This is a genomic window from Facklamia sp. P13064, from assembly GCF_050409425.1.
In the GTDB taxonomy this organism is placed as follows: Bacteria; Bacillota; Bacilli; order Lactobacillales; family Aerococcaceae; genus Facklamia.
This window is the reverse complement of the sequence record NZ_JBNUPM010000011.1, coordinates 1-19,427: the sequence shown is the minus strand read 5'-3', so window position 1 is coordinate 19,427 and position 19,427 is coordinate 1. Positions and strand designations below refer to the sequence as shown.

23 protein-coding genes and 1 pseudogene are annotated in these 19,427 nt (G+C 34.2%); 18 read left to right on the top strand and 6 right to left on the bottom strand.

All coding sequences use genetic code 11. The features are described 5' to 3' along the window. Positions 1-85: 85 nt before the first annotated feature. The 8 genes from ACQV2S_RS05835 (at position 86) to ACQV2S_RS05800 (ending at position 6,868) form a co-directional block, all read left to right on the top strand. Complete coding sequence (locus tag ACQV2S_RS05835; RefSeq protein ID WP_428874314.1) at positions 86-1,357, top strand: FtsW/RodA/SpoVE family cell cycle protein; 1,272 nt, start codon at positions 86-88, stop codon at positions 1,355-1,357. Beyond that, on the top strand, positions 1,357-1,713 hold the full coding sequence (locus tag ACQV2S_RS05830) for a YlbG family protein (protein WP_428885176.1): 357 nt from the start codon (positions 1,357-1,359) through the stop codon (positions 1,711-1,713). Before ACQV2S_RS05835 ends, ACQV2S_RS05830 begins: the two co-directional genes overlap by 1 nt. 5 nt (positions 1,714-1,718) lie before the next feature. Further along, entirely contained in the window at positions 1,719-2,300 is a 582-nt protein-coding gene (gene rsmD, locus ACQV2S_RS05825; RefSeq protein WP_428874317.1) for a 16S rRNA (guanine(966)-N(2))-methyltransferase RsmD, read from the top strand. Then, a complete protein-coding gene (gene coaD / locus ACQV2S_RS05820; RefSeq protein WP_428885174.1) occupies positions 2,293-2,778 on the top strand; it encodes a pantetheine-phosphate adenylyltransferase in 486 nt (161 codons plus the stop codon). Before rsmD ends, coaD begins: the two co-directional genes overlap by 8 nt. Positions 2,779-2,892: 114 nt before the next feature. Further along, entirely contained in the window at positions 2,893-3,591 is a 699-nt protein-coding gene (locus tag ACQV2S_RS05815) for a helix-hairpin-helix domain-containing protein (RefSeq protein WP_428885172.1), read from the top strand. Continuing rightward, a complete protein-coding gene (locus ACQV2S_RS05810) occupies positions 3,588-5,987 on the top strand; it encodes a DNA internalization-related competence protein ComEC/Rec2 (protein ID WP_428885170.1) in 2,400 nt (799 codons plus the stop codon). The genes ACQV2S_RS05815 and ACQV2S_RS05810 overlap by 4 nt, the downstream gene beginning before the upstream one ends. A 46-nt stretch (positions 5,988-6,033) precedes the next feature. Beyond that, positions 6,034-6,333, top strand: coding sequence for a hypothetical protein (locus ACQV2S_RS05805; protein WP_428875368.1), 300 nt, complete (start codon positions 6,034-6,036; stop codon positions 6,331-6,333). A gap of 58 nt (positions 6,334-6,391) precedes the next feature. Further along, a complete protein-coding gene (locus ACQV2S_RS05800) occupies positions 6,392-6,868 on the top strand; it encodes an S-ribosylhomocysteine lyase (protein ID WP_428885168.1) in 477 nt (158 codons plus the stop codon). A gap of 124 nt (positions 6,869-6,992) precedes the next feature. On the opposite strand, the pseudogene ACQV2S_RS05795 reads toward ACQV2S_RS05800, so the two are convergent. Then, positions 6,993-7,223, bottom strand: a pseudogene (locus ACQV2S_RS05795) (N-acetyltransferase family protein); the annotation flags it as partial. Positions 7,224-7,259: 36 nt separating this feature from the next. Then, positions 7,260-7,511 (bottom strand): hypothetical protein, encoded by a 252-nt coding sequence (locus tag ACQV2S_RS05790; protein WP_428885166.1) that lies wholly within the window; start codon positions 7,509-7,511, stop codon positions 7,260-7,262. Positions 7,512-7,699: 188 nt separating this feature from the next. On the opposite strand from ACQV2S_RS05790, the gene ACQV2S_RS05785 reads away from it, so the two are divergent. The 4 genes from ACQV2S_RS05785 (at position 7,700) to ACQV2S_RS05770 (ending at position 11,072) form a co-directional block, all read left to right on the top strand. After that, complete coding sequence (locus tag ACQV2S_RS05785; protein ID WP_428874522.1) at positions 7,700-8,128, top strand: MarR family winged helix-turn-helix transcriptional regulator; 429 nt, start codon at positions 7,700-7,702, stop codon at positions 8,126-8,128. A 143-nt stretch (positions 8,129-8,271) separates the two neighbouring features. Next, positions 8,272-9,162 (top strand): polysaccharide deacetylase family protein, encoded by an 891-nt coding sequence (locus ACQV2S_RS05780; protein ID WP_428874521.1) that lies wholly within the window; start codon positions 8,272-8,274, stop codon positions 9,160-9,162. A 9-nt stretch (positions 9,163-9,171) separates the two neighbouring features. After that, positions 9,172-9,942 (top strand): hypothetical protein, encoded by a 771-nt coding sequence (locus ACQV2S_RS05775; RefSeq protein WP_428882409.1) that lies wholly within the window; start codon positions 9,172-9,174, stop codon positions 9,940-9,942. A gap of 14 nt (positions 9,943-9,956) precedes the next feature. Then, positions 9,957-11,072 (top strand): alpha/beta fold hydrolase, encoded by a 1,116-nt coding sequence (locus ACQV2S_RS05770; RefSeq protein WP_428882410.1) that lies wholly within the window; start codon positions 9,957-9,959, stop codon positions 11,070-11,072. A gap of 53 nt (positions 11,073-11,125) precedes the next feature. Here ACQV2S_RS05770 and ACQV2S_RS05765 read toward each other — a convergent pair whose 3' ends face one another. After that, positions 11,126-11,968 carry a DegV family protein gene (locus ACQV2S_RS05765; protein WP_428875487.1) on the bottom strand — a complete coding sequence of 281 codons (843 nt, stop codon included), beginning with the start codon at positions 11,966-11,968 and terminating at the stop codon, positions 11,126-11,128. A gap of 157 nt (positions 11,969-12,125) precedes the next feature. Here ACQV2S_RS05765 and ACQV2S_RS05760 point away from each other — a divergent pair, with 157 nt between their 5' ends. From ACQV2S_RS05760 to ACQV2S_RS05750, 3 genes are all read left to right on the top strand, one after another. Continuing rightward, positions 12,126-12,749, top strand: a complete 624-nt coding sequence (locus ACQV2S_RS05760) for a hypothetical protein (protein ID WP_428874517.1) — start codon at positions 12,126-12,128, stop codon at positions 12,747-12,749. Positions 12,750-13,266: 517 nt separating this feature from the next. After that, complete coding sequence (locus tag ACQV2S_RS05755; protein ID WP_428874515.1) at positions 13,267-13,980, top strand: YutD family protein; 714 nt, start codon at positions 13,267-13,269, stop codon at positions 13,978-13,980. Between the two features lie 28 nt (positions 13,981-14,008). Then, on the top strand, positions 14,009-14,638 hold the full coding sequence (locus tag ACQV2S_RS05750; protein WP_428882412.1) for a TIGR01906 family membrane protein: 630 nt from the start codon (positions 14,009-14,011) through the stop codon (positions 14,636-14,638). Positions 14,639-14,678: 40 nt separating this feature from the next. On the opposite strand, the gene ACQV2S_RS05745 is transcribed toward ACQV2S_RS05750, so the two are convergent. The 3 genes from ACQV2S_RS05745 to ACQV2S_RS05735 are packed head-to-tail and all read right to left on the bottom strand — an operon-like array spanning position 14,679 to position 16,741. Continuing rightward, positions 14,679-15,218, bottom strand: coding sequence for a phosphatidylglycerophosphatase A family protein (locus tag ACQV2S_RS05745; protein WP_428874513.1), 540 nt, complete (start codon positions 15,216-15,218; stop codon positions 14,679-14,681). After that, positions 15,211-16,212 (bottom strand): NAD(P)/FAD-dependent oxidoreductase, encoded by a 1,002-nt coding sequence (locus ACQV2S_RS05740; RefSeq protein ID WP_428875484.1) that lies wholly within the window; start codon positions 16,210-16,212, stop codon positions 15,211-15,213. Before ACQV2S_RS05740 ends, ACQV2S_RS05745 begins: the two co-directional genes overlap by 8 nt. A 13-nt stretch (positions 16,213-16,225) precedes the next feature. Further along, positions 16,226-16,741, bottom strand: coding sequence for a divergent PAP2 family protein (locus ACQV2S_RS05735; protein WP_428874511.1), 516 nt, complete (start codon positions 16,739-16,741; stop codon positions 16,226-16,228). Positions 16,742-16,865: 124 nt separating this feature from the next. On the opposite strand from ACQV2S_RS05735, the gene ACQV2S_RS05730 reads away from it, so the two are divergent. The 3 genes from ACQV2S_RS05730 to ACQV2S_RS05720 are packed head-to-tail and all read left to right on the top strand — an operon-like array spanning position 16,866 to position 19,226. After that, positions 16,866-17,453, top strand: a complete 588-nt coding sequence (locus tag ACQV2S_RS05730) for a peptidylprolyl isomerase (protein ID WP_428882413.1) — start codon at positions 16,866-16,868, stop codon at positions 17,451-17,453. A 22-nt stretch (positions 17,454-17,475) separates the two neighbouring features. Continuing rightward, positions 17,476-17,871: a CvfD/Ygs/GSP13 family RNA-binding post-transcriptional regulator gene (locus tag ACQV2S_RS05725; protein WP_428874509.1), complete on the top strand. Its 396-nt coding sequence runs from the start codon at positions 17,476-17,478 to the stop codon at positions 17,869-17,871. A gap of 11 nt (positions 17,872-17,882) precedes the next feature. Continuing rightward, complete coding sequence (locus ACQV2S_RS05720) at positions 17,883-19,226, top strand: glucose-6-phosphate isomerase (protein ID WP_428874507.1); 1,344 nt, start codon at positions 17,883-17,885, stop codon at positions 19,224-19,226. Positions 19,227-19,427: the final 201 nt, after the last annotated feature.

Genomic DNA, 19,427 nt, shown 5'->3' with positions numbered 1-19,427 from the left:
GAGTAAATCCCGATCTTATTTTCATAAATACCCACTACTGATGCTTTATGCTATAATGTTTTTAGCGAATTAGAGAGGAATAATTATGGAAAACAAAGTCTTTCACATCACTCCTAAAACTAGAGAAGTAGATTCTAAAGAAATGAATAAAGAGCGTTTTATCACAAGCTTTAAGAAAAAATTTGATCTATATGGAAAGGGCGATAAGTTACTAAGTCTTATTGTCATTGTTTTACTACTTTTTTCCATGTTAGCCGTCTTTTCTTCTACCATGTCACAAGATCCATTAGCCATGGTGAAGAAGCAAGCCCTCTCAATTTTGATTGGTTTTTGCATGATTTTACTCGTTCGGCTTGTTCCAAACGGATGGTTTTCTAACATCTTTTTAATTAATATACTCAATTTTCTAACAATGGTTTTAATTTTTTATGCTACTTTCTTCGGTCAGGAAGGAGGAGGGGCATCTTCTTGGATCAATATTGGAGGATATAATTTTCAACCTTCTGAGCTATTTAAAATAGCTATGGTGCTCACATGTAGTCGACTGGCTGTTTATTTTAAAAGAACTTATCTGATAGCACTAGAAAAGTCTTCTTTTTGGTATATCATTTTGCCCTTTGGTTTAATGATAATATCGGCAATGTTTGTTTTAATTCAGCCTGATGTAGGCACAACAGTACTTATTGGTTTTTGTGCTTATTCTCTGTTTATGATTTTTAATTTATCAAGAAAGAAGAATATTCTTTCTCTGTTATTTTTTATTGTTGTTACTATAGTTATCTATATTGTTTCAATATACTTTGCAGACTATTTTGTGGGTACTGGAAGGCACTTTTTTGAACGTTTAGGATCTTTCATTGATCCGTTTAAATATCAACATGGGACAGGCTATCAAGTCATTCAATCCTATAAAGCAATCGCTAATGGTGGCCTTTTCGGTGTGGGCTTAGGTCAAGGAGTAATAAAAGAAATGCTTCCTGCCGCTCATACAGATTTTATTTTATCAGTGATAGCAGAAGAGACAGGATTGCTAGGGGTAAGCGCTGTAATCTTAACATTACTTGGTTTAGTTTTTTACTTACTCAGAACAGCCAGTATGATGAGTAAATTGTTTCACCGTATTTGTATTACGGGATTTGCTATTTTAATCTTTACGCAAACATTTGTAAATATTGGAGGATTGACAAGTTTAATCCCCCTTACTGGAGTGACACTTCCCTTTATATCGTATGGAGGGACGAGCATGGTAGTCAATTTGATAATAATAGGCATTGTTCAAAAATTCATCAGTGAAGAAGCTCGGATGAGACAAACAACTAATCGCTCAAAAGTATCCAATTTGAAAGGTGGACGCTAATGACATTTGAAGCAGTAAAAAGAAAATCGCTTGTTGTATGGTTATATAGTCTTAAACAATGGAAGCAATTAAGAAAATATGGCACAGTACATTATTTAAGTGAACGCTTGAAATATGCCATCATGTACGTGAATGATTCTCAGCTTGATGAAACTTTATCTTCTTTGCGTAAATTAAATTTTGTGCGGGAATTAGAGGTTTCATACCGAGATGATATCGATATGACTTTTAAAGATGCTATAAAGGATCGAATTGATCCTGATTTAAAAGCAGAAGAGGAAGAAGAGGTTTCCTTTGACGAATTCTTTAAAGATCTCGCCCAAGAAATCGTCCCAGAAGCAAAAGATAAGAAGTAGGTGGTATGATGCGAGTCATTGCAGGAAGTTATCGATCTCGTCCTTTAAAGGCGGTTCCCGGGAAAAACACACGGCCTACAACCGATAAAATAAAAGAATCGATGTTTAACCTTTTGGCTAATCGATTACCGATTGATGGCTATTGTTTGGATTTTTACGCGGGATCAGGAGCTTTGGCCATAGAATCTGTTTCAAGAGGACTGGCAGGAGCTGTTATGTGCGAGAAAGATCGGCGAGCCGTTTTAACGATTAAAGAAAATATAAAGATGACAAAAGAAGAAGAAAAGTTTGTACTTCTAAGTGGCAAAAACCGGACAAAGTTATTAGATTGGGGTCTAAAAAACCAACGAGCCTTTGACCTTGTATTTCTTGATCCCCCTTACGCTGAAAATCAAGTTGAGCAAGACTTAGAGTGGTTAATCAAAAATGATTTTCTAAATCCGAGTTGCTTAATTGTTCTTGAGGCTGACGAAGTGCATTCCGTAAAAGAAATCCCTAATTTTCTTGAATTAAAAAATAAAAAATATGGGATTACAGTCATTCGAATATATCAATACCAAGGTGAGGAGAGCGAAGAGTATGAGTAAAAGGGTAGGTGTTTTTCCTGGTTCATTCGACCCCTTAACATATGGACACTTAGATTTGATTGAGCGATCCAGTCAATTGTTTGATGAAGTAATCGTATTAATTGCAGTGAATACCACAAAAAAGACCGTCTTTACAGTTGAGGAGCGAAAGCTTTTAATCGAAGAGGCTACAGCAGCATTTAAAAATGTAAAAATTGATTACTTAGAAGATGGCTTAATTGCTCATTACTATCAAAAAGTTAAGGCGATTTCCCTTATTCGGGGAGTACGCTCGGCACAAGATTTTGAATATGAAGCGAACATTGCGACTGTTAATCGAACCCAATTCCCAGGCCTTGAAACAGTTCTTTTATTTGCGAATGAAAATTATCGCTATTTAAGCTCCAGTTTAATTAAAGAAATCGCTTATTTTGGTGGAGATATTTCGCAAATGGTTCCTCCAAATGTTGCCCAAGCACTTGCTCAAAGGATAAAATAAAAAGAGATATCCAAAGCTTATTTTAAGACCCTCAGTATTTTGATGCTGGGGGTCTTAAAAGCGCCTTTAAGAAATTCTCCTTGTATTTAAGATTGTCAAGTGAGGAGGAAAGTCATGAAGTCTTATTTTGAAGAAAGTCAAAAAGCGTCTGTTTATGCAAAAATTAGAAATAAGCCATTTTTATTGATATTAGTTGCTTGTGTATGTGTTTTTATGATGCTAAATCAAAACAATTTATTAAGGGATACTGTTGATTTACAAGCAGAAGAGCATTCACTAGCATTGGAAATGACCAGTCAAGAAAATGAGACCACTGTATTAAAACAACTTTATGTAGATTTGAAGGGAGCGGTTATGAAACCAGGAGTTTATCAATTACAGCAAGGATCACGTTTAATTGATTTAATCGATAAGGCTGGAGGTTTTACTGAAGATGCGGCACAAGACAGCTTAAATTTAGCGTTACTGTTAGAAGATCAGATGATGGTTACAGTATATAGTCAGTCGGAATGGGATACCCTAATCATAAACGAGCAATCCGAGCAGAAAACATCGGCCTTAAACCAGGAGTTAATGTTGGTAGGATCTTCTAATAAAGAGGAGAGGCAAACACTCATTAATATTAATACAGCAGATCAAGCAGAATTAGAAACTTTGCCACAAATCGGTCCTTCTAAAGCTCAAAAAATCATTCAGTATCGCCAGGACCATGGTTCTTTTCAAGCCACTGAAGATATTTTACAAGTTTCAGGCATCGGTCCAAAAACCTTTGAAGGATTAAAAGACCTTATTACAGTAGGGCTTCAGCAATGAATAAATTGACAAGTTGTCGTTATCACTGGACTTTAATTGCTATGCTAATTAGTTTATTTTTATTGTTTCTTATACATTCCACCTTGTCTTTCTTCATTTTATTTTGTTTAAGCCTTATACGAATTATTAAGTGTGATAATAAGGCCGTAATCATTTTAGCTGTCTTTTTTTTATTGTTAGTGTTCGTAAGGCATCGGTTTTTAGAAAACAAGTTACAAGAACAACTTTCTATGCTTAATGACCAAGAAAAAATTGAAGCCACTATAACTATCAATCCAAACCAAATCCAACAAAGTGAAAATACTTTTTATGGTGAAGTCTTCTTAATTATCGAAAATGATACCACTTTCCCTGTGACAGTGACCTATTGGAATGAGGAAGCTTTGCAAGAAAATTTACCTGACTTAACCCTTAGCTCCTATCGTTTAGAAATAGAAGGCGAAATTAAGCAAGTAGAGCCTAATCGCAATTTTGATCTTTTTAACTATCAAAGTTACTTAAAAAGAAAAGGCATAGCTTGGGGGGTGGAGGTAAAGAAAATTAAAAAAATTTCATTGAATCAATCTAATTTAATCAACCACCCCTTAGTATTACTTGCTAATGTTAGAGCAAGGTTAACACATTATATAAGAAAATGTGGTCAGATTCCTTTAGTTAGTATTCATAATAAATTACTCTACAATTTAAATTCCACTGTTTATCAAGATTATAAACAGGCCTTTATGACTTTAGGAATTTTACACTTTTTCTCAATCTCAGGTTTTCATGTCAACTATCTCCGAAGAGTTCTCAATACTATCTTATTAAGAATAGGTATTTCTCCTCTAGTAAGTAAAAAAATCAATTTTATACTTTTAACCTTTTTTGCATGGTTAGTAGCTTGGCCTATAGGTGTTATCCGTTCTATGTCGGTTATTATAATTAATGATTTACGCAAAAGGTTTGATTGGCCACTTTCTTCTTTAGATGTTTTGTCAGTAATTTATATAACCCTCCTAATTATTAATCCCTTTAATATAAAAAGTTTAGCCTTTCTTTTATCATTCATAATGTCGTATCTGATTTATTTTTATCAAGGAAGTATAGTCGATAGCCTTTCAACTACTTGGCAAGAAAAAAGTGAACTAACTTTATTTTGTTTCTTATTTTCATGGCCCCTTTTACTCTCAAGTACTTATACCATTAATTTTTTACAACTAGCAGTCGTGCTTTTATTTACGCCTATATTCGAAAGATGGATTCTGCCAAGCATGTTCTCTTTTTCAATTTTATTATATGTTAGTCAGTACTATCCAGCTTTATTAAAGTTCATTACTTATCTATCTAATGTCTTCCAAAGAATGTGGGAATTCCTTTCGCTTCATTCTGTTATAGAAAGCGGGACAATCTTATTAGGAAACGGAAGCTTTTTCTTACCAATCTTTTTATTTGGTATAGCTATTATTTGGTTTTATTATTTAAAAAGTAACCCAAAATTAGCTTGGCAATCTTTAATTATCGGTTATTCAATCGGAATATTATTTTATCCTTATCTTGATCCACGTGAGCGAATCATCGTTTTAGATGTAGGGCAAGGAGATGCTTTACTCTATAAAAAGGCTTTTTCAAAAGAGGCTTGGTTAGTTGATACCGGAGGGAAGATGGCTAGCTACCAGGAGAAAAATAAATTGGATACTCAATTTGCTTTAAAAAATGTCATTCCAGCTTTAAAATCACAAGGAATTGCTAGTTTGGAAGGCGTCATTATCACTCATCCAGATATCGACCACCTTGGTAATTTGATAACACTTATCCAAGAGATTGAAATAAAACATTTGTATTATTCAAAATTCACTAAAGAGTCAGCAATATGGCAAACCATGGCAAATAAAATTCCTAATCAGACCCAGCATCACATCTTAAATCCGGGAACTAAGGTGAGGGTAGGAGGCAATCAAATTGAGATAATTTGTTTGGATATGCCTGCGAGTCTTAAAGATGATTTTAGTAATGCTTCTTCGCTAATCACTTCTTTTGTAATAGACGATAAAAAATTTCTTAATATGGCAGATCTACCAATTGAGCTAGAAAAATCTTTGTTACAAGTTTTTTCAAGTGAAAAAATAGACGTTTTAAAAATTGGTCATCATGGTAGTAAAACTTCTACTAGTGAAGATCTATTAGACCAACTGCAACCAGAATTAGCGCTCATATCATCTGGGAAGGACAATCCTTATAATCATCCTCATAGTGAAACAATTGAAAAATTAGAAAAAAGACACCTTAATTATTTAGATACACAAGATGTCGGTGCTATCGAAATTTCATACTTACCTTTTTATGGCTGGTCAATTAGAACAGCAATAAACAAGGAGAACTTAAATATACAGATTAGAAATTCAAATTTACTATCTTAGCGATATATGATATATTTTAAAAAATTGAAGTAAAGGGAGGTTTGTGATGAACATAATAGTCTTTATCTATGCATCTATAGTGTTTATAACTGGCATTTTAGGAATAAAAAATGAGCTCAATATTTCAAAGATAACATTGACTGTTATTGATTTGCTATTTCTTTTGACCCTAATGAATTTATGGTCAAGCTTGAAACCTTTAGACATTGCTATTTCTATCTTGTTACTAGCCCTTTCCATTACGCTCTATCGCGATCGATTGGTAAGTAGTCGACAAGCTAATATAAGCCATCATCTTTTGCGTTTAATCATCCATTTTATTCTAATATACTTTTTATTTAACTAAAAATTGACAGATAATTCTTCTTTCGTTACATTGGAAGCAATATAAAGGAGGAATTCTATTGGAAAAAATACCAAGTTTTACCATCAATCATTTAATCTTAAAACCCGGTATCTACTTGTCTCGAACAGATGAGATTGGTGGAAGAAAACTACATACCTATGACTTACGTTTCACAGCACCAAATGCTGAACCCGTAATGAATACAGCAGAAATACATACAATTGAGCATTTAGCAGCAACTTTTTTACGTAATCACGAAAAATATAAAAAGGAAGTCATTTATTTTGGACCAATGGGCTGTCGTACGGGCTTCTATTTAATTTTAACGGACGCCTTAGAAGGGCTAGAAGTTTTGAATTTAATTAAAGAAACCTTTAAATTTACAGCAGACTTTGAAGGGGAGATACCTGGTGCTACTGCCAGAGATTGTGGAAATTATCTCGATCAAAACCTACCAATGGCTAAATATCAAGTAAAGCGATATGTAAAAAATCTTGAAAAAGTGACTGATTTAAGCTTTACTTATCCCGAATAGTTTTTCAAAAATAAATGCAGGTTTATAATGGAGTTTAAAATGAAACTTCAACAAACCTGCTATTTATTTGACTGTGTAGTGATATAATTAATCAGTAATTAATTGGTCTCTTTCAAAGTCGAATTCAACTGCTGGATATTGAATGGTTTGGTGAAACAGCTCTTATAGCTTTTCGCATCCAAATCACATCAATAAAGCGTTCAGCTTTGCGCACTAATTTTGGGAAAGTAAGCATAGGTTTAAAGCCTTCTTTTTCATGAAAGCTTAGAGAGCGATAATTATCAGCGACAATGGTAGAAATGATGTATTCGATATTAGTTTGAGAGAGCATCAACACTATCACCGTATAAAGTTCATGACCGCCCCCCTTTACTGGACAACCTTCAGCTGTCTAGATTGAAAGTAAAGTAGCCTGAGGCAAAAAGGCTTTATAAAAACCACTAAGGTAAGCAAAGCCAATCACTTCATTTCCATGTTGAAAGCCTAATTTACCATCGGTTTTATAGACAGTTAGTCGTCGACTAATTGAGCGACGTGTTAAACCGAGCTCCACCTGGGCTCTGGTTTTTGATTTTCGGCCCTGTGCAACCGATTGAATGACGGCATATTTTCTTTGTTCGAACATTATTAAATAACTCCCCATCTAACCCCCTGAAGGAAGTATAACTCAGAAGTGGGACATTTTGATTTGTGTTCTCTTGAGACATTATCATTTACGTTTAACACAAATTTTTTAGATTTTTATTGGAATGGATTGACTAATTTTAATAGATAAGATATAATTATTTCGCTTTCGAGATTAAAAATTTTAAGATAAGAAGGTGAGAGTAGATGTTAGATCGAGATACAGAAGTTTTAAAAACATATATTGGTATGATGAGAGCACATGCCTACTTTGAGAAATTGGTGAAAAAAGATGCGAATCATTCAGATATGAATGTGACGGAGTTTGCTGTATTAGAATTATTATATAATCGTGGCCCTCAACCAATTCAACAAATTGGGAATCGAATTTTAATTGCTTCCTCTTCAACCACTTACGTGATTGATAAGTTGTGTAATAAGGGTTATGTGGAACGAAAGCCAGATTTAAATGACCGTCGTGTAACTTTTGCTGAAATTACAGCAGAAGGTACTAAGTTGATGGATGAGATTTATCCTGAGCACCGTAAACATTTGTTAGAAGTTTTTGAAGAATTCACTACAGATGAAGTGCTCGAAATGAAACGCTTATTACAAAAGTTAACTCGCTATGAATAGCCTGCTTGATCCCCTAACTCTTTTAGTGAGTTAGGGACTTTTTTGTTAAATGTAGCGTGTATTAGGATAGTCTTCCTTTTAACTTTAATTCTTTCTATGATAAACTAAAAAGGCAAATCGGATTTAGAAAGGACAAATTATTGATGAAATTCTCGGCTTTAATTCTTTTATTATTTTGTTTATCCGCTTGTCAAAAGGCGCCTTTAAACGAAGAAACAGAATCAAAACAAGTACAGCTTGATGAATTAGAAATACTAGAGAGTACTTACGATGAAGATTCCACTAAAGAAAGTTCTTTAAAAAAGGATGGTACTCGTCAAGCTTGGACAGATTATTCTAACTATGCGGAAGTCGATGAGGATGGCTATGCCTACTATATGCAAGAAAACCCTGATATTTCTTCGGAAATATTTCCTTTATACGATAGTAGTGATCATAAAGTTCTTTTATTTACCTTTGATGATGCGCCTCAAAGACCGAATTCCTATGCACTTGAAATTGCCCAACAATTAAAAGCTAAGGATGTAAATGCTATTTTCTTAGTGAATGGTATGTTCTTAACAGAGGAAAAGGGGAGAAAGATTACCAAGCAAATTTATGATATGGGATTCGAAATCGGTAATCATACTCAGCATCATCCTAACTTAAAAGAAATGACCTACGACCAGCAGTATCAAGAAATTAAACAAACAAGTGATTTGGTTGAAGAAATTACAGGAGAAAAACCAAGATGGTTCCGCCCGCCTTTTGGTTTGTTTAACATGGATACCTATCAGATATGCCAAGAACTAGAAATGCAATTAATGACTTGGAATTTTGGATATGATTGGATGGATGAGTATTTAGAAAGCGAAGCTTTATTAGAAGTGTCTTTAAATAATGATTATTTAAGGGCAGGAGCAAACATTCTTATGCATGATCGTCCATGGACTAATGGTGCTATCTCGAGGATGGTAGACGGTTATCGTGAGCAAGGTTACCATATAGTTGATCCTTTATTAATTCGTAAACCAAATTTTGAAAAAGAAAGCTAGGCGAATCGATTGAAAAAATATTTTCCTCTATCTTTTTATTTTAAACTCTTATTTATAATACTTGGACTAAGCACCATCTATCACTTTCATGAAGAAATGATCGATCAAGCTTTGTCTCAAGAAGGTTTATCCACTTATCAAAGACTCAGTAAAATATCTGAGGAACTGATTGGAATTGAAAAAGTTCCAGATGAAGACTCTCCCGATATAATTAATCAGATTCAGTCGTACCCAGGGAATAAACAACCCATCCAGTATCCACAAGCAGTTTTAGCACATCCTCGATTTATCAAAGGCCAGCAAATGGCAGACTCTTTTAATAAGCAGTTAGATATAAGTCAGCTAAACAGGTCATTTATAGAAGCAATTAACAGAGTTTATCTCCCACAACAAACAGTCTATCTAGCACCATATTTGTCAAATGGGAATCTACTTAGACTCGATGAGTTAGACAATTATGTATATTTAGATTCTAAAACTACAGAGGGACTAAATTTCCGCGAGCGTTTTTACGAGATTGAAAATAATCAATATCGGATTGGCGAAAACTTATATGAGGTTTTTATTTCGTCTGATGATATTCATTTAGATACTTGGTCTAAAGATGAAGCAGTATTCGCTCAATATTTAGCCAAAGCTTTTTTCGAACAAAATGAAGATTTTTCTGACATGCGGTCGGTATTTATATCTGCTAAAGCTTCAGCCAGTGATTTTCGTCTAGATGATTCGTCCTATGTGCGGATTGTTGTGGTATTAAACTTTGACACACAGAAACTTTAAATAGGGAGGATAATATGAAAAGTAACAATTACCTTAGATGGTCTCTTGCATTAGCAAGTATTTCTCTAGCTTCTCAATTACATCAAAATTTTAAGCATCCACTTCCTAAGATTAGTCATGCTGAAAGATTGCTTGAATTAGCTGAAATTGAAAATTCCATGGATTGGTTGCAAGAAGAAGAATATGAGAAGAATTGGGATGAAAAACTAAGCCCATTTATCGATAATTTAAGACAAGAGGGATCAATTAACCAAGGGGCTTATCACTTAGCTTATGACTTCTATGCTTTAGAAACAGCCAAAGCAACTTGCCTTATTGTCCATGGTTTTAATGAATTTAAAGAAAAATATCGAGAATTAGTATATTATTTATTACAATCAGGAATTCAAGTACTGACTTATGATGCACGAGGACATGGGGAATCTAAATTATCACCTAACCAAACCCAAATTGATATTATAGATTTTAACGTTTATATCAATGATTTAAAATGCCTAGTAAGAAGGGTTAAAGAACTGGGTGGAGAAGAACAGCCTCTCTTTATATTTGGACACTCAATGGGTGGGGCTGTCAGTTCTCGCTTTGCTCAATTATGGCCAGATTTAGTAGATGGTCTTATTTTATCCTCCCCAATGCTTGCGATTGATACTAAGGGAATGCCAATGGAATTGGCGCATATGAGCGCTAGCTTGATGCAAAAAGTCGGCCGGGGTAAGAATTATTTACCTGAAGATTCAAATGGAGGAATAGATGACCATTTAGTTTTCAGAACACCCAATCAGCTGTCCAATTCTGAAGTAAGAGGGCGCTTCTTTTTTGAACTCAATAAAAAACTTCATCTTTATCCTACCAAGTCAGGCTCTATTAACTGGTTGAAGGCATCTTTAGATGCTTTGCAAACTATCCATCAAGAAAAAGAAATCAAGAAAATGACTTTTCCAAGTCTCATCTTCCGAGCAGCTAGTGATAAGATTGTAAAAAAAGAGGGTATCTTCCATTTTTATAATTGTCTTCCAAATTCATTAAACTTCCTTGTACCTTCAAGTGAGCACGAGATTCTTTTAGGACATGATGATCAAGTGAGAAAGATAGTGAGTCAAATCCTTCACTTTATTAATAAAAATATATAGTAAACAAAGAAGGCTGCCTTAAGGGATGTTTAAGGCAACCTTCTTTGTTTGAATTATTTGGTTTGGTAGCCAACAATTAGACCATTTCTTTGAGCATAGAAAGTGCATAAGCCAGAAGAAGGTAAAATATTAATTTCTGCATGTGGAAATTCTGCAAGAATCATTGACTGAAGTTCTTGGCTCGCTTCCGGGTTTAGGACATGGTTAATAAATATTTTCCCTCCATTAAATCCCTTGCTTTTTATTTCTGCCCAAAGTTTTTTCATTGCTTTTTGATGGCCTCTAGCTTTTTGAGCAAGTTCAATCGTACCCTCAGAACTTCTTTTTCCGATTAAACGTATATTTAGTAATCCAATCATGTTTCCAACAATTTTAGATATTCGGCCATTTTTTACTAGATTATCAACAGATTCTAACAAAAAATTGACATTTGTATTTAAATGTTCTTTTTCAATTCTTGCCACTACCGAATCAAAATCAGTCTCTTCTTTAATGATACTTGCAGCAAGAGTAATAAGTAGGTCGATTTCAGCTCCAGCCGATCGACTGTCGATGATTTTAATATTAGCATCAGGACTTTTCTCTAAGGCTAACTCTCTTCCTAAACAAGCAGCATTGTAAGAGCCTGAAACACCTGAAGATAAAGTGAAACATAAAACATTTTGATTGGACTCAAATGTTTGTGCATAACTTTCAGGGCTTGGACAAGCAGTTCCAGTCTGTTGGCCACTTTCCATTTTATTAACTAGAGTTTGGGTATCCACTTGATTGTTATCTTTATATGTATGCTCATCGATATTCAGTATTAAAGAAACAACTTCAAACTCTATTTCCTCGTTGATATCTTTGACAGAACGAATACTCGCGCCAGAGTCAGTTACTATTTTCCACTGCATAATATTTCCCCCAATTATGGTCAATTAATTATCAGTAGTATAACTAATTTCAGAATCAGTTTCAATTTATTGAAAGTTTAATTTTAACACTTGCTAAAAACAGCATATTATCGGTAAAATAGGAGTTGACATACATTTCATGTGAGGAGGAAAGATTATGTTAGGAGATCTACATCGGTCCAATTTAATCGTCTTAGTTCAAATAGTTTTTTCGATTGTAGGATTAGGCTTTGCCTATATAGGGGCAATTGAGTATGGTTTAATATCTATGATGATAGGAGCCATTCTTAATGAGTATTCAATTGATATTTCTGAGCAATTTGACCAGACAGATGCACAACTAGCTTTTTCCACAGAGTTAGAGGTTATAGCTGATTTTCTATCCTTTGGTTTGATTCCAATTGGATTATTATTAACAGCTACTCAAGGTGGAATATTAGGTATGATTACTATTGCAGTCTACTTAACTGCTGTAGCCATTCGTTTAGCACATTTTAACCGTCCCTTGGAATTTCAAGCTTATCAAATAGATGAAGAGAATTTCTATTTGGGTCTTCCCTTAATTTCAGTAGCTATTGTCTTACCGATACTTTATTTACTTAGTTATCTTATACCAGCAACTGTCTTTTCAGTGCTTATCATGGTTGTTATGATAGTCTTAGCTGCCGGTTATGTGATTGCAAAACCAATTCCGCGTCTAAAAAAAGAATGGATGACTTACCTTATATTTGGTGTAATATTCTTAATTGTCGCTTATATACTTTTAGGTATTTTTAAATAGTCCATTTAAAACCTCCTTTTGTTATTAAGAGGAGGTCTTTTTATAACGAGTTAAAAATGTAACTGCAGAAGGATAGTTAATTAAATTGCATGTTTTATCTATTAATAAAATAGCATTGATAGCTGAAAAGCGATATATCAGAGTAGTTTATATCAATACCAAAGAAAGCGTATTGAGCAAAGCGGTAGCTATTAAGATTTCTTTCCGAATAAATGAATCATCAAAAGTTTACATTAGCAAGTAGGGGACTCTTTGGCAATAGATTTGGAGGTATATTTTTTGCTACAATGTTCTTTAAAGGTGTTTCTATGAACGTTGGATTAATCGATGGCTAATAGATTGTGAAATGCTAGATAATGAACAAATGTATTGTCTAGCCAGTCTAGATGACTGTGTCTATCTTCCTTTTTACCGTTTATAATGAAATACGATAAACTAACGATTATCTTTCTTAATTTTAAGACATATTATCAGTGATTATTTTCAGGGAGAATTCCCTTTAGAACAGGAGTAAATTATGACAGATTCAACAAAAGAGTTAAAAATTAACAAACAAATAGATCGACTATTGGATGACCTAACGGGCGATGAATTAAATGAAGATGTTATTAAAAACATTAAATTTTTAAATGACAGTTCCTTAATGATTGAAGACGAAGAATACGATTTGATTATTAATCATCAAGAAGCTTTTGACTTTGAAGCCTTCTATAATCGCTATCAAGACCTCTTCGCTAAGTATGATTATATTGTTGGTGATTGGGCTTTTAATCAGCTTCGCTTAAGAGGATTTTATCAAATCGGAACACCCAAAGTGGCTTTCGATCAACGTATTGAAACGTTAGAGGATTATATCAATGAATATTGTAATTTTGGCGCCAAGTATTTTGTTATTGGAAAAAAAAGCTCTATCGCTGAATATCCTCATTTATTAGATCGATTGAGGGCGGGCAAGATAAATAACATTCAAAGTAAGACACTTTATCCAAGAACTTCAAATAAAAACACACGGGGACGTAGCTATCAAAAAAGAACGAATCGAAAAATTCAAAATCTCGGCCATCGTTCTAAGACTGTTACCCCTAAAATTAAGAGAAGAAATGAAAAAAGCCACTCACTAAGTAAATCTGAAAGTAAAAACAATTTGACTGTCGGGTCTAATAAGATGAATAAGCCGACAAACAGAATCAATCATAAGAAGGATTTCGTTATAAAAAAACGCCCCAACTAGCCTTTATTAGAAAGCGAGGATCCATAGTTTGACTGACCACATTAAAAATTTTGCCAGAGTTTGCTTATTTTGCCTAGCATCCTTAACTGGGGCAATCTCATTGACCGTTTTTCTATCGCCAGTTATTTATAGAATCTTTAATCAATATTTTAAATTGCATGAAACAGTTGGATTAACGAGTGAGCAATTAAATCAAAATTATCAAACAATTGTTGATTTCTTAACCCATCCGATGGAAAGTCAAATGCTATTGCCTGATTTTGCCTCTTCTGACGGAGGGATTCAGCATTTTGCTGAAGTTAAAGTTTTAATCCAGCTAACCATGATGGCAGCTTTGTTTTTAATTTTTGTTTTAGCGATTGTTTTGATAAATATTCGCAAGCAGAGGAGACGTAATCCCTATCTTAAGATATATATGATGCTAAGTTACATGTTGCCAATTGGTTTATTATTTCTAGCAGTTATCGCTTTTGATAAAATCTTTATTCTTTTTCACCAAATTTTCTTTAAAAATGATTTATGGCTGTTTGATCCTTTAACAGATCCTGTCATTAATGTGCTTCCAGATAGTTACTTCTTTCTATTACTAATTGTTGTCGTTATGCTATATGAATTATTGTTAGGAATTATTTATTTGTTTATTAAAAAGAAAATATAAAAAAAGATAAGCTCAGCTGCTGAGCTTATCTTTTTTTAGCTTATAAATGACTTGGTTTTTTTGGAGGAACGGAAATTTCATCAGTTTGTGGTTGTGCGTGCGCAATTCGGCTTGCAGCGGCAGCGGCTAAGGCACCCACGATGTCATCAATAAATGTATTGCACCGCTGATCTTTTTCATCATTTAGTTTACCAATAATGCCCGGTTTAAGCTTATCTAAATAACCGAAATTAGTAAGACCGATTGATCCATAAACATTGACGATTGATAGAGTCAGAATTTCATCTATTCCATAGAGGCTCTCATCACGCATTAATAAGTCACATAGAAGTGGAGACAAAAGTCCTTTTTCAGCAGCAATATCTAATTCAATTCCAGTTATAATAGCATTTTGAACTTCTCGTTTTTGCATCACAGCATGTAAATTATCAATGCAGTCTTGCATAGTTAAAGTCTCAACATAAGTATTTTGTAAATCGTAGACGATTTTAGCGATTTCTTCGATGCTAACACCTCTTTCAGCTAGCAATTCATAGGATCTGGATTCTAGGTGTTTTAAGTGAATATAATCTTTAGTCATTGAACTCTCCTTCAAAAATAGTTGATGAATGTAAGGGCGACGGTCGATAATTAGGATCGATGAAGTGTAAGGCTTGATTAACAGCTAATAAGGCTTCACCAAATCCAGCTGCAATGATCTTTACCTTACCAGGATAGTCAGCAATATCCCCAACAGCGAAAACACCAGGCAAATTAGTTTCCATTAATGATGAAACTTTGATTTGGTTGCGAGAAAGCTTGAGTCCCCAATCTTTTATATGGCCTAAAGAATTAGAAAAGCCATAATTGACAATTAATTGATCGAGGCAAAGTTCTACTATTTTTTTTGATTTCACCTGCTGAAGCTTGAGTGATTCGAGCTGGTGATTTTTACCCTCTAAGGTTAAAATTTTATAGGGGGTTAGAATTTTAACAGACGAGGCATGTAATTTGGATACTGAGCTTTCTAAAGCTCGAAAGTTTTCACGTCGGTGTATTAAATAGACTTCTTTAGCAATTGGTTCTAGGGTGAGTGCCCAATCAACTGCAGAGTCTCCTCCTCCACATACTGCTATCCTCTGATGCTTAAAATGTTCAGGTTTTTTAACAATATAATGTAAGGAATGATTTTCGAAATGATTCGCATTATCCATTCCAAGCTTTCGGGGTTGAAAAGCTCCATTACCTGCTGCAATGATAACGGTCTTTGAGTAATAAATTTCTTTACTAGTTTGAATTGTATAGATGCCATCTTCTCTGGGAGAGAGATTTAAGACTTCTTCTCCCAAAGAAATATCTGGTTTAAAATGATTGACCTGTTCAAATAGTTTTTGACTCAAAATATTCCCCTTAATCGAAGGATAGGCAGGAATATCGAAAATCAACTTTTCACCATAAAGATGATTTGGTTGCCCCCCCACCTCCTCAAGTGACTCAATAATTTTTACTTTTGCGTTTCGCATATGAGCGAAGAAAGCGGTATAAAGGCCTACAGGGCCTGCACCGATAATTGTTATATCATAAATATTTTCCATAATTTCTGCCTTTCTAATAAAAAAACGCAAGGAATACTAAGCGCATGACTACTGCCACAAATCCGCCTGTAATAATACCTGCAAATACTTCTGTTGGTTTATGTCCAAGGTATTTAGTAACTATAAGGTCTTGATAATTATCAATAATTTCAGTTTCAAATTCAGAGTCTTCTAGTTTTTCTTTAATTGATTGAACATTTATATCCTCATAATTTGATTGAGAGAGACGTTTAACGATAGCATCAATTACAAGGCCTTGTTCACCACTTTGACGTCTGACCCCCATAGAATCGAACATGATAATAACACCGAATACAGTTGCTATGGCTACGTGTGCTGAAGCAAAACCGTATTCAAATATAAGACTGGCAATTAAACTTGCGACGGCAGCCGAATGCGATGAGGGCATGCCACCAGTAGAAGTGATTATATCTAATTTAGGACTTCGCTTTGAATAATAGGCAATTGGATATTTAATCATTTGCGCGAAAAAAATGGCGGTAAAAGCAGCAATTAATGGGTAATTCATAGCATCCTTATCCTTCTTTTTATTTTTAACACTAACTATCTTAACAAAAATAAGACCCTTTAACTATAAATTTAGTTTTTTTTCGAGTAAAATGATAGAGAAAATAGATATAAGGAGCGATAAAATGAATAATTTTCCACAATTAAAGACAGAGGAAATACAAAGTCAAGTTGTTTTACATACTAATAAGGGTGACATTGAATTAGCATTATTTAAAGAACAAGCACCCAGGACAGTCGAAAACTTCATTACTTTAGCTGAAGAAGGCTACTATGATGGCGTGATTTTCCATAGAGTTATTAAAGATTTTATGATCCAAGGAGGAGACCCAACAGGAACAGGCATGGGTGGTGAAAGCAAATGGGGAGAAAGTTTTGAAGATGAATTTTCAATGCATCTTTTTAACTTTTATGGAGCTCTTTCAATGGCTAATGCAGGACCAAATACAAATGGCAGTCAATTTTTTATTGTAACTGCACCAAATGTACCGGCTGATATGCTCCAACAGTTAAAAGACTTAGGGTTCCCTGATGAAGTTGTGAAGGCTTATGAAGAAAAAGGAGGAGCCCCTTGGTTGGATCAACGCCATACTGTCTTTGGTCAAGTCGTTGGAGGTATGGAGAATGTTTTAGCTATCCAAAATGTTACAACAGGGCCTCAAGACAAACCGGTTGAAGATGTGATGATTGAATCCGTTACCGTTTCTAAATAAGTGAGAAAGCACGGTAATCGATATGAAGTTTAAAATAGGAGATATTATTGAAGGAGAAGTAACCGGTATCCAGAACTATGGTATTTTTATAAAGCTTTCTGATGAAGAACAGGGTCTAGTGCATATTTCCGAATGTAAACATGGATATGTAGGGGCTTTAGATGAATTCATTAATATTGGAGAAAAAGTTAAAGTAGTTGTAATTGATATTGATGAATACAGTAAGAAAATTTCTTTATCCATGCGAGCACTAGATAAAATTAACACCCCATTGTTTCCTGTTAGAAATCGAAGAAAAAAAAGACGGAATTTACCAGACATAGGATTTAAGACCATAGCAGATAAGATGCCACAATGGATTGATCAAGCAATGCATTCTATTGAAGAAAATGAGTTTAATACCAAGATAGAAGTTTAGGAGGTTTATAAATGGAAACAATTAGCTTTGATTATTCGAAGGCTTTGAACTTTTTTCAAGAAAAAGAAATGGAGCACTTAAGTGGGTTCGCAGAATCCTCTTTACGTGAACTTAAAGAAAAAACAGGGGCAGGTTCTGAATTTACGGATTGGATTGATTGGCCACTTGATTTCCCCCAATCCGAAATAGAGCGAATTAAAGGAGTAGCTCAAAAAATTCAAAAGAACTCGGAAGTATTAGTAGTAATCGGCATAGGCGGATCCTATTTAGGAGCTAAAGCAGCCATAGATTTTTTAAACCATACTTTTTATAATATGATGGCTCCAAGCAAAAGTTTGCCTCAAATACTTTTTGCTGGTAACAACATATCATCCACTTACTTGAATGATTTAATAGAAGTAATTGGAGAGCGTGATTTCTCTATTAATATCATCTCTAAATCAGGAACAACTACGGAACCAGCAATTGCTTTTCGGGTTTTAAAAGAAAAACTAATCAAAAAATATGGAAAAAAAGAAGCTTATCAAAGAATTTATGCGACAACCGATCAAGCTAAAGGAGCATTAAAAAAAGAAGCCCAACAAAATAATTATGAGTCTTTTGTAATCCCAGATGGTATCGGTGGGCGCTTCTCAGTTTTAACACCAGTGGGCTTGCTTCCGATTGCTGTAAGTGGTGCAAGCATAGAAAGGCTGATTGAAGGGGCAAAAATTGCTAGAGAGCTTTATCTAAATGAGGATTTAGCAAAAAATCAAGCCATGCAGTATGCTGTTATAAGAAATATTTTCTATCGCAAAGGAAAGGTCAATGAATTGTTAATCAACTATGAACCAGCTTTACAAGCTTTCGGTGAATGGTGGAAACAGTTATTTGGCGAGTCTGAAGGAAAAGATCATAAAGGAATTTTCCCATGTTCAGCTAACTTTTCAACAGACCTACATTCAATTGGTCAAATTATTCAAGATGGCCAACGAAATATATTTGAGACGGTATTAAACTTCCAAAAAGTTAGGAAAGATTTAACAATCCCTCAATTAGAAGAAGACGTTGACGGTCTTTCATATTTAGAGGGAGAAAAAATGTCAACTGTTAACCAAATGGCTTATCAAGGAACTATGATTGCCCATACGGACGGAGAGGTACCTAATCTTATTATTAACATTCCAGCAATGAATGAAGAAAGCCTCGGTCAAATGATTTATTTCTTTGAAATGGCAGTCGCTATTTCTGGATACCTTAATGGTGTCAACCCATTTGATCAGCCGGGAGTCGAAGCCTATAAACGTAATATGTTTGCCTTACTTGGTAAAGATGGTTATGAAGAATTAACAAAGGAACTTAGTCAAAGAATATAGAATTATCAATCGATAATAAAAGTTAAAACATTTGAGATGGTCGGACTATAGATCGTCTCAAATGATTTTTATTCATCAGAGGTTATTGATAGAATTGAAGAACAAAAAAGAATTCACAAAAAATTTATAAAAAGTTAAAAAAGCTATGTCAACCGTAAATGAAAATGTCCTGAAATTTTAAAAATTTGCGGGATAAAACTA

Coding starts and splice junctions, on each gene's coding strand:
- ACQV2S_RS05835 (WP_428874314.1), top strand. CDS start 86: ATGGAAAACAAAGTCTTTCACATCACTCCTAAAACTAGAGAAGTAGAT.
- ACQV2S_RS05830 (WP_428885176.1), top strand. CDS start 1,357: ATGACATTTGAAGCAGTAAAAAGAAAATCGCTTGTTGTATGGTTATAT.
- rsmD (WP_428874317.1), top strand. CDS start 1,719: ATGATGCGAGTCATTGCAGGAAGTTATCGATCTCGTCCTTTAAAGGCG.
- coaD (WP_428885174.1), top strand. CDS start 2,293: ATGAGTAAAAGGGTAGGTGTTTTTCCTGGTTCATTCGACCCCTTAACA.
- ACQV2S_RS05815 (WP_428885172.1), top strand. CDS start 2,893: ATGAAGTCTTATTTTGAAGAAAGTCAAAAAGCGTCTGTTTATGCAAAA.
- ACQV2S_RS05810 (WP_428885170.1), top strand. CDS start 3,588: ATGAATAAATTGACAAGTTGTCGTTATCACTGGACTTTAATTGCTATG.
- ACQV2S_RS05805 (WP_428875368.1), top strand. CDS start 6,034: ATGAACATAATAGTCTTTATCTATGCATCTATAGTGTTTATAACTGGC.
- ACQV2S_RS05790 (WP_428885166.1), bottom strand. CDS start 7,511: ATGGGGAGTTATTTAATAATGTTCGAACAAAGAAAATATGCCGTCATT.
- ACQV2S_RS05785 (WP_428874522.1), top strand. CDS start 7,700: ATGTTAGATCGAGATACAGAAGTTTTAAAAACATATATTGGTATGATG.
- ACQV2S_RS05780 (WP_428874521.1), top strand. CDS start 8,272: ATGAAATTCTCGGCTTTAATTCTTTTATTATTTTGTTTATCCGCTTGT.
- ACQV2S_RS05770 (WP_428882410.1), top strand. CDS start 9,957: ATGAAAAGTAACAATTACCTTAGATGGTCTCTTGCATTAGCAAGTATT.
- ACQV2S_RS05765 (WP_428875487.1), bottom strand. CDS start 11,968: ATGCAGTGGAAAATAGTAACTGACTCTGGCGCGAGTATTCGTTCTGTC.
- ACQV2S_RS05760 (WP_428874517.1), top strand. CDS start 12,126: ATGTTAGGAGATCTACATCGGTCCAATTTAATCGTCTTAGTTCAAATA.
- ACQV2S_RS05755 (WP_428874515.1), top strand. CDS start 13,267: ATGACAGATTCAACAAAAGAGTTAAAAATTAACAAACAAATAGATCGA.
- ACQV2S_RS05745 (WP_428874513.1), bottom strand. CDS start 15,218: ATGACTAAAGATTATATTCACTTAAAACACCTAGAATCCAGATCCTAT.
- ACQV2S_RS05740 (WP_428875484.1), bottom strand. CDS start 16,212: ATGGAAAATATTTATGATATAACAATTATCGGTGCAGGCCCTGTAGGC.
- ACQV2S_RS05735 (WP_428874511.1), bottom strand. CDS start 16,741: ATGAATTACCCATTAATTGCTGCTTTTACCGCCATTTTTTTCGCGCAA.
- ACQV2S_RS05730 (WP_428882413.1), top strand. CDS start 16,866: ATGAATAATTTTCCACAATTAAAGACAGAGGAAATACAAAGTCAAGTT.
- ACQV2S_RS05725 (WP_428874509.1), top strand. CDS start 17,476: ATGAAGTTTAAAATAGGAGATATTATTGAAGGAGAAGTAACCGGTATC.
- ACQV2S_RS05720 (WP_428874507.1), top strand. CDS start 17,883: ATGGAAACAATTAGCTTTGATTATTCGAAGGCTTTGAACTTTTTTCAA.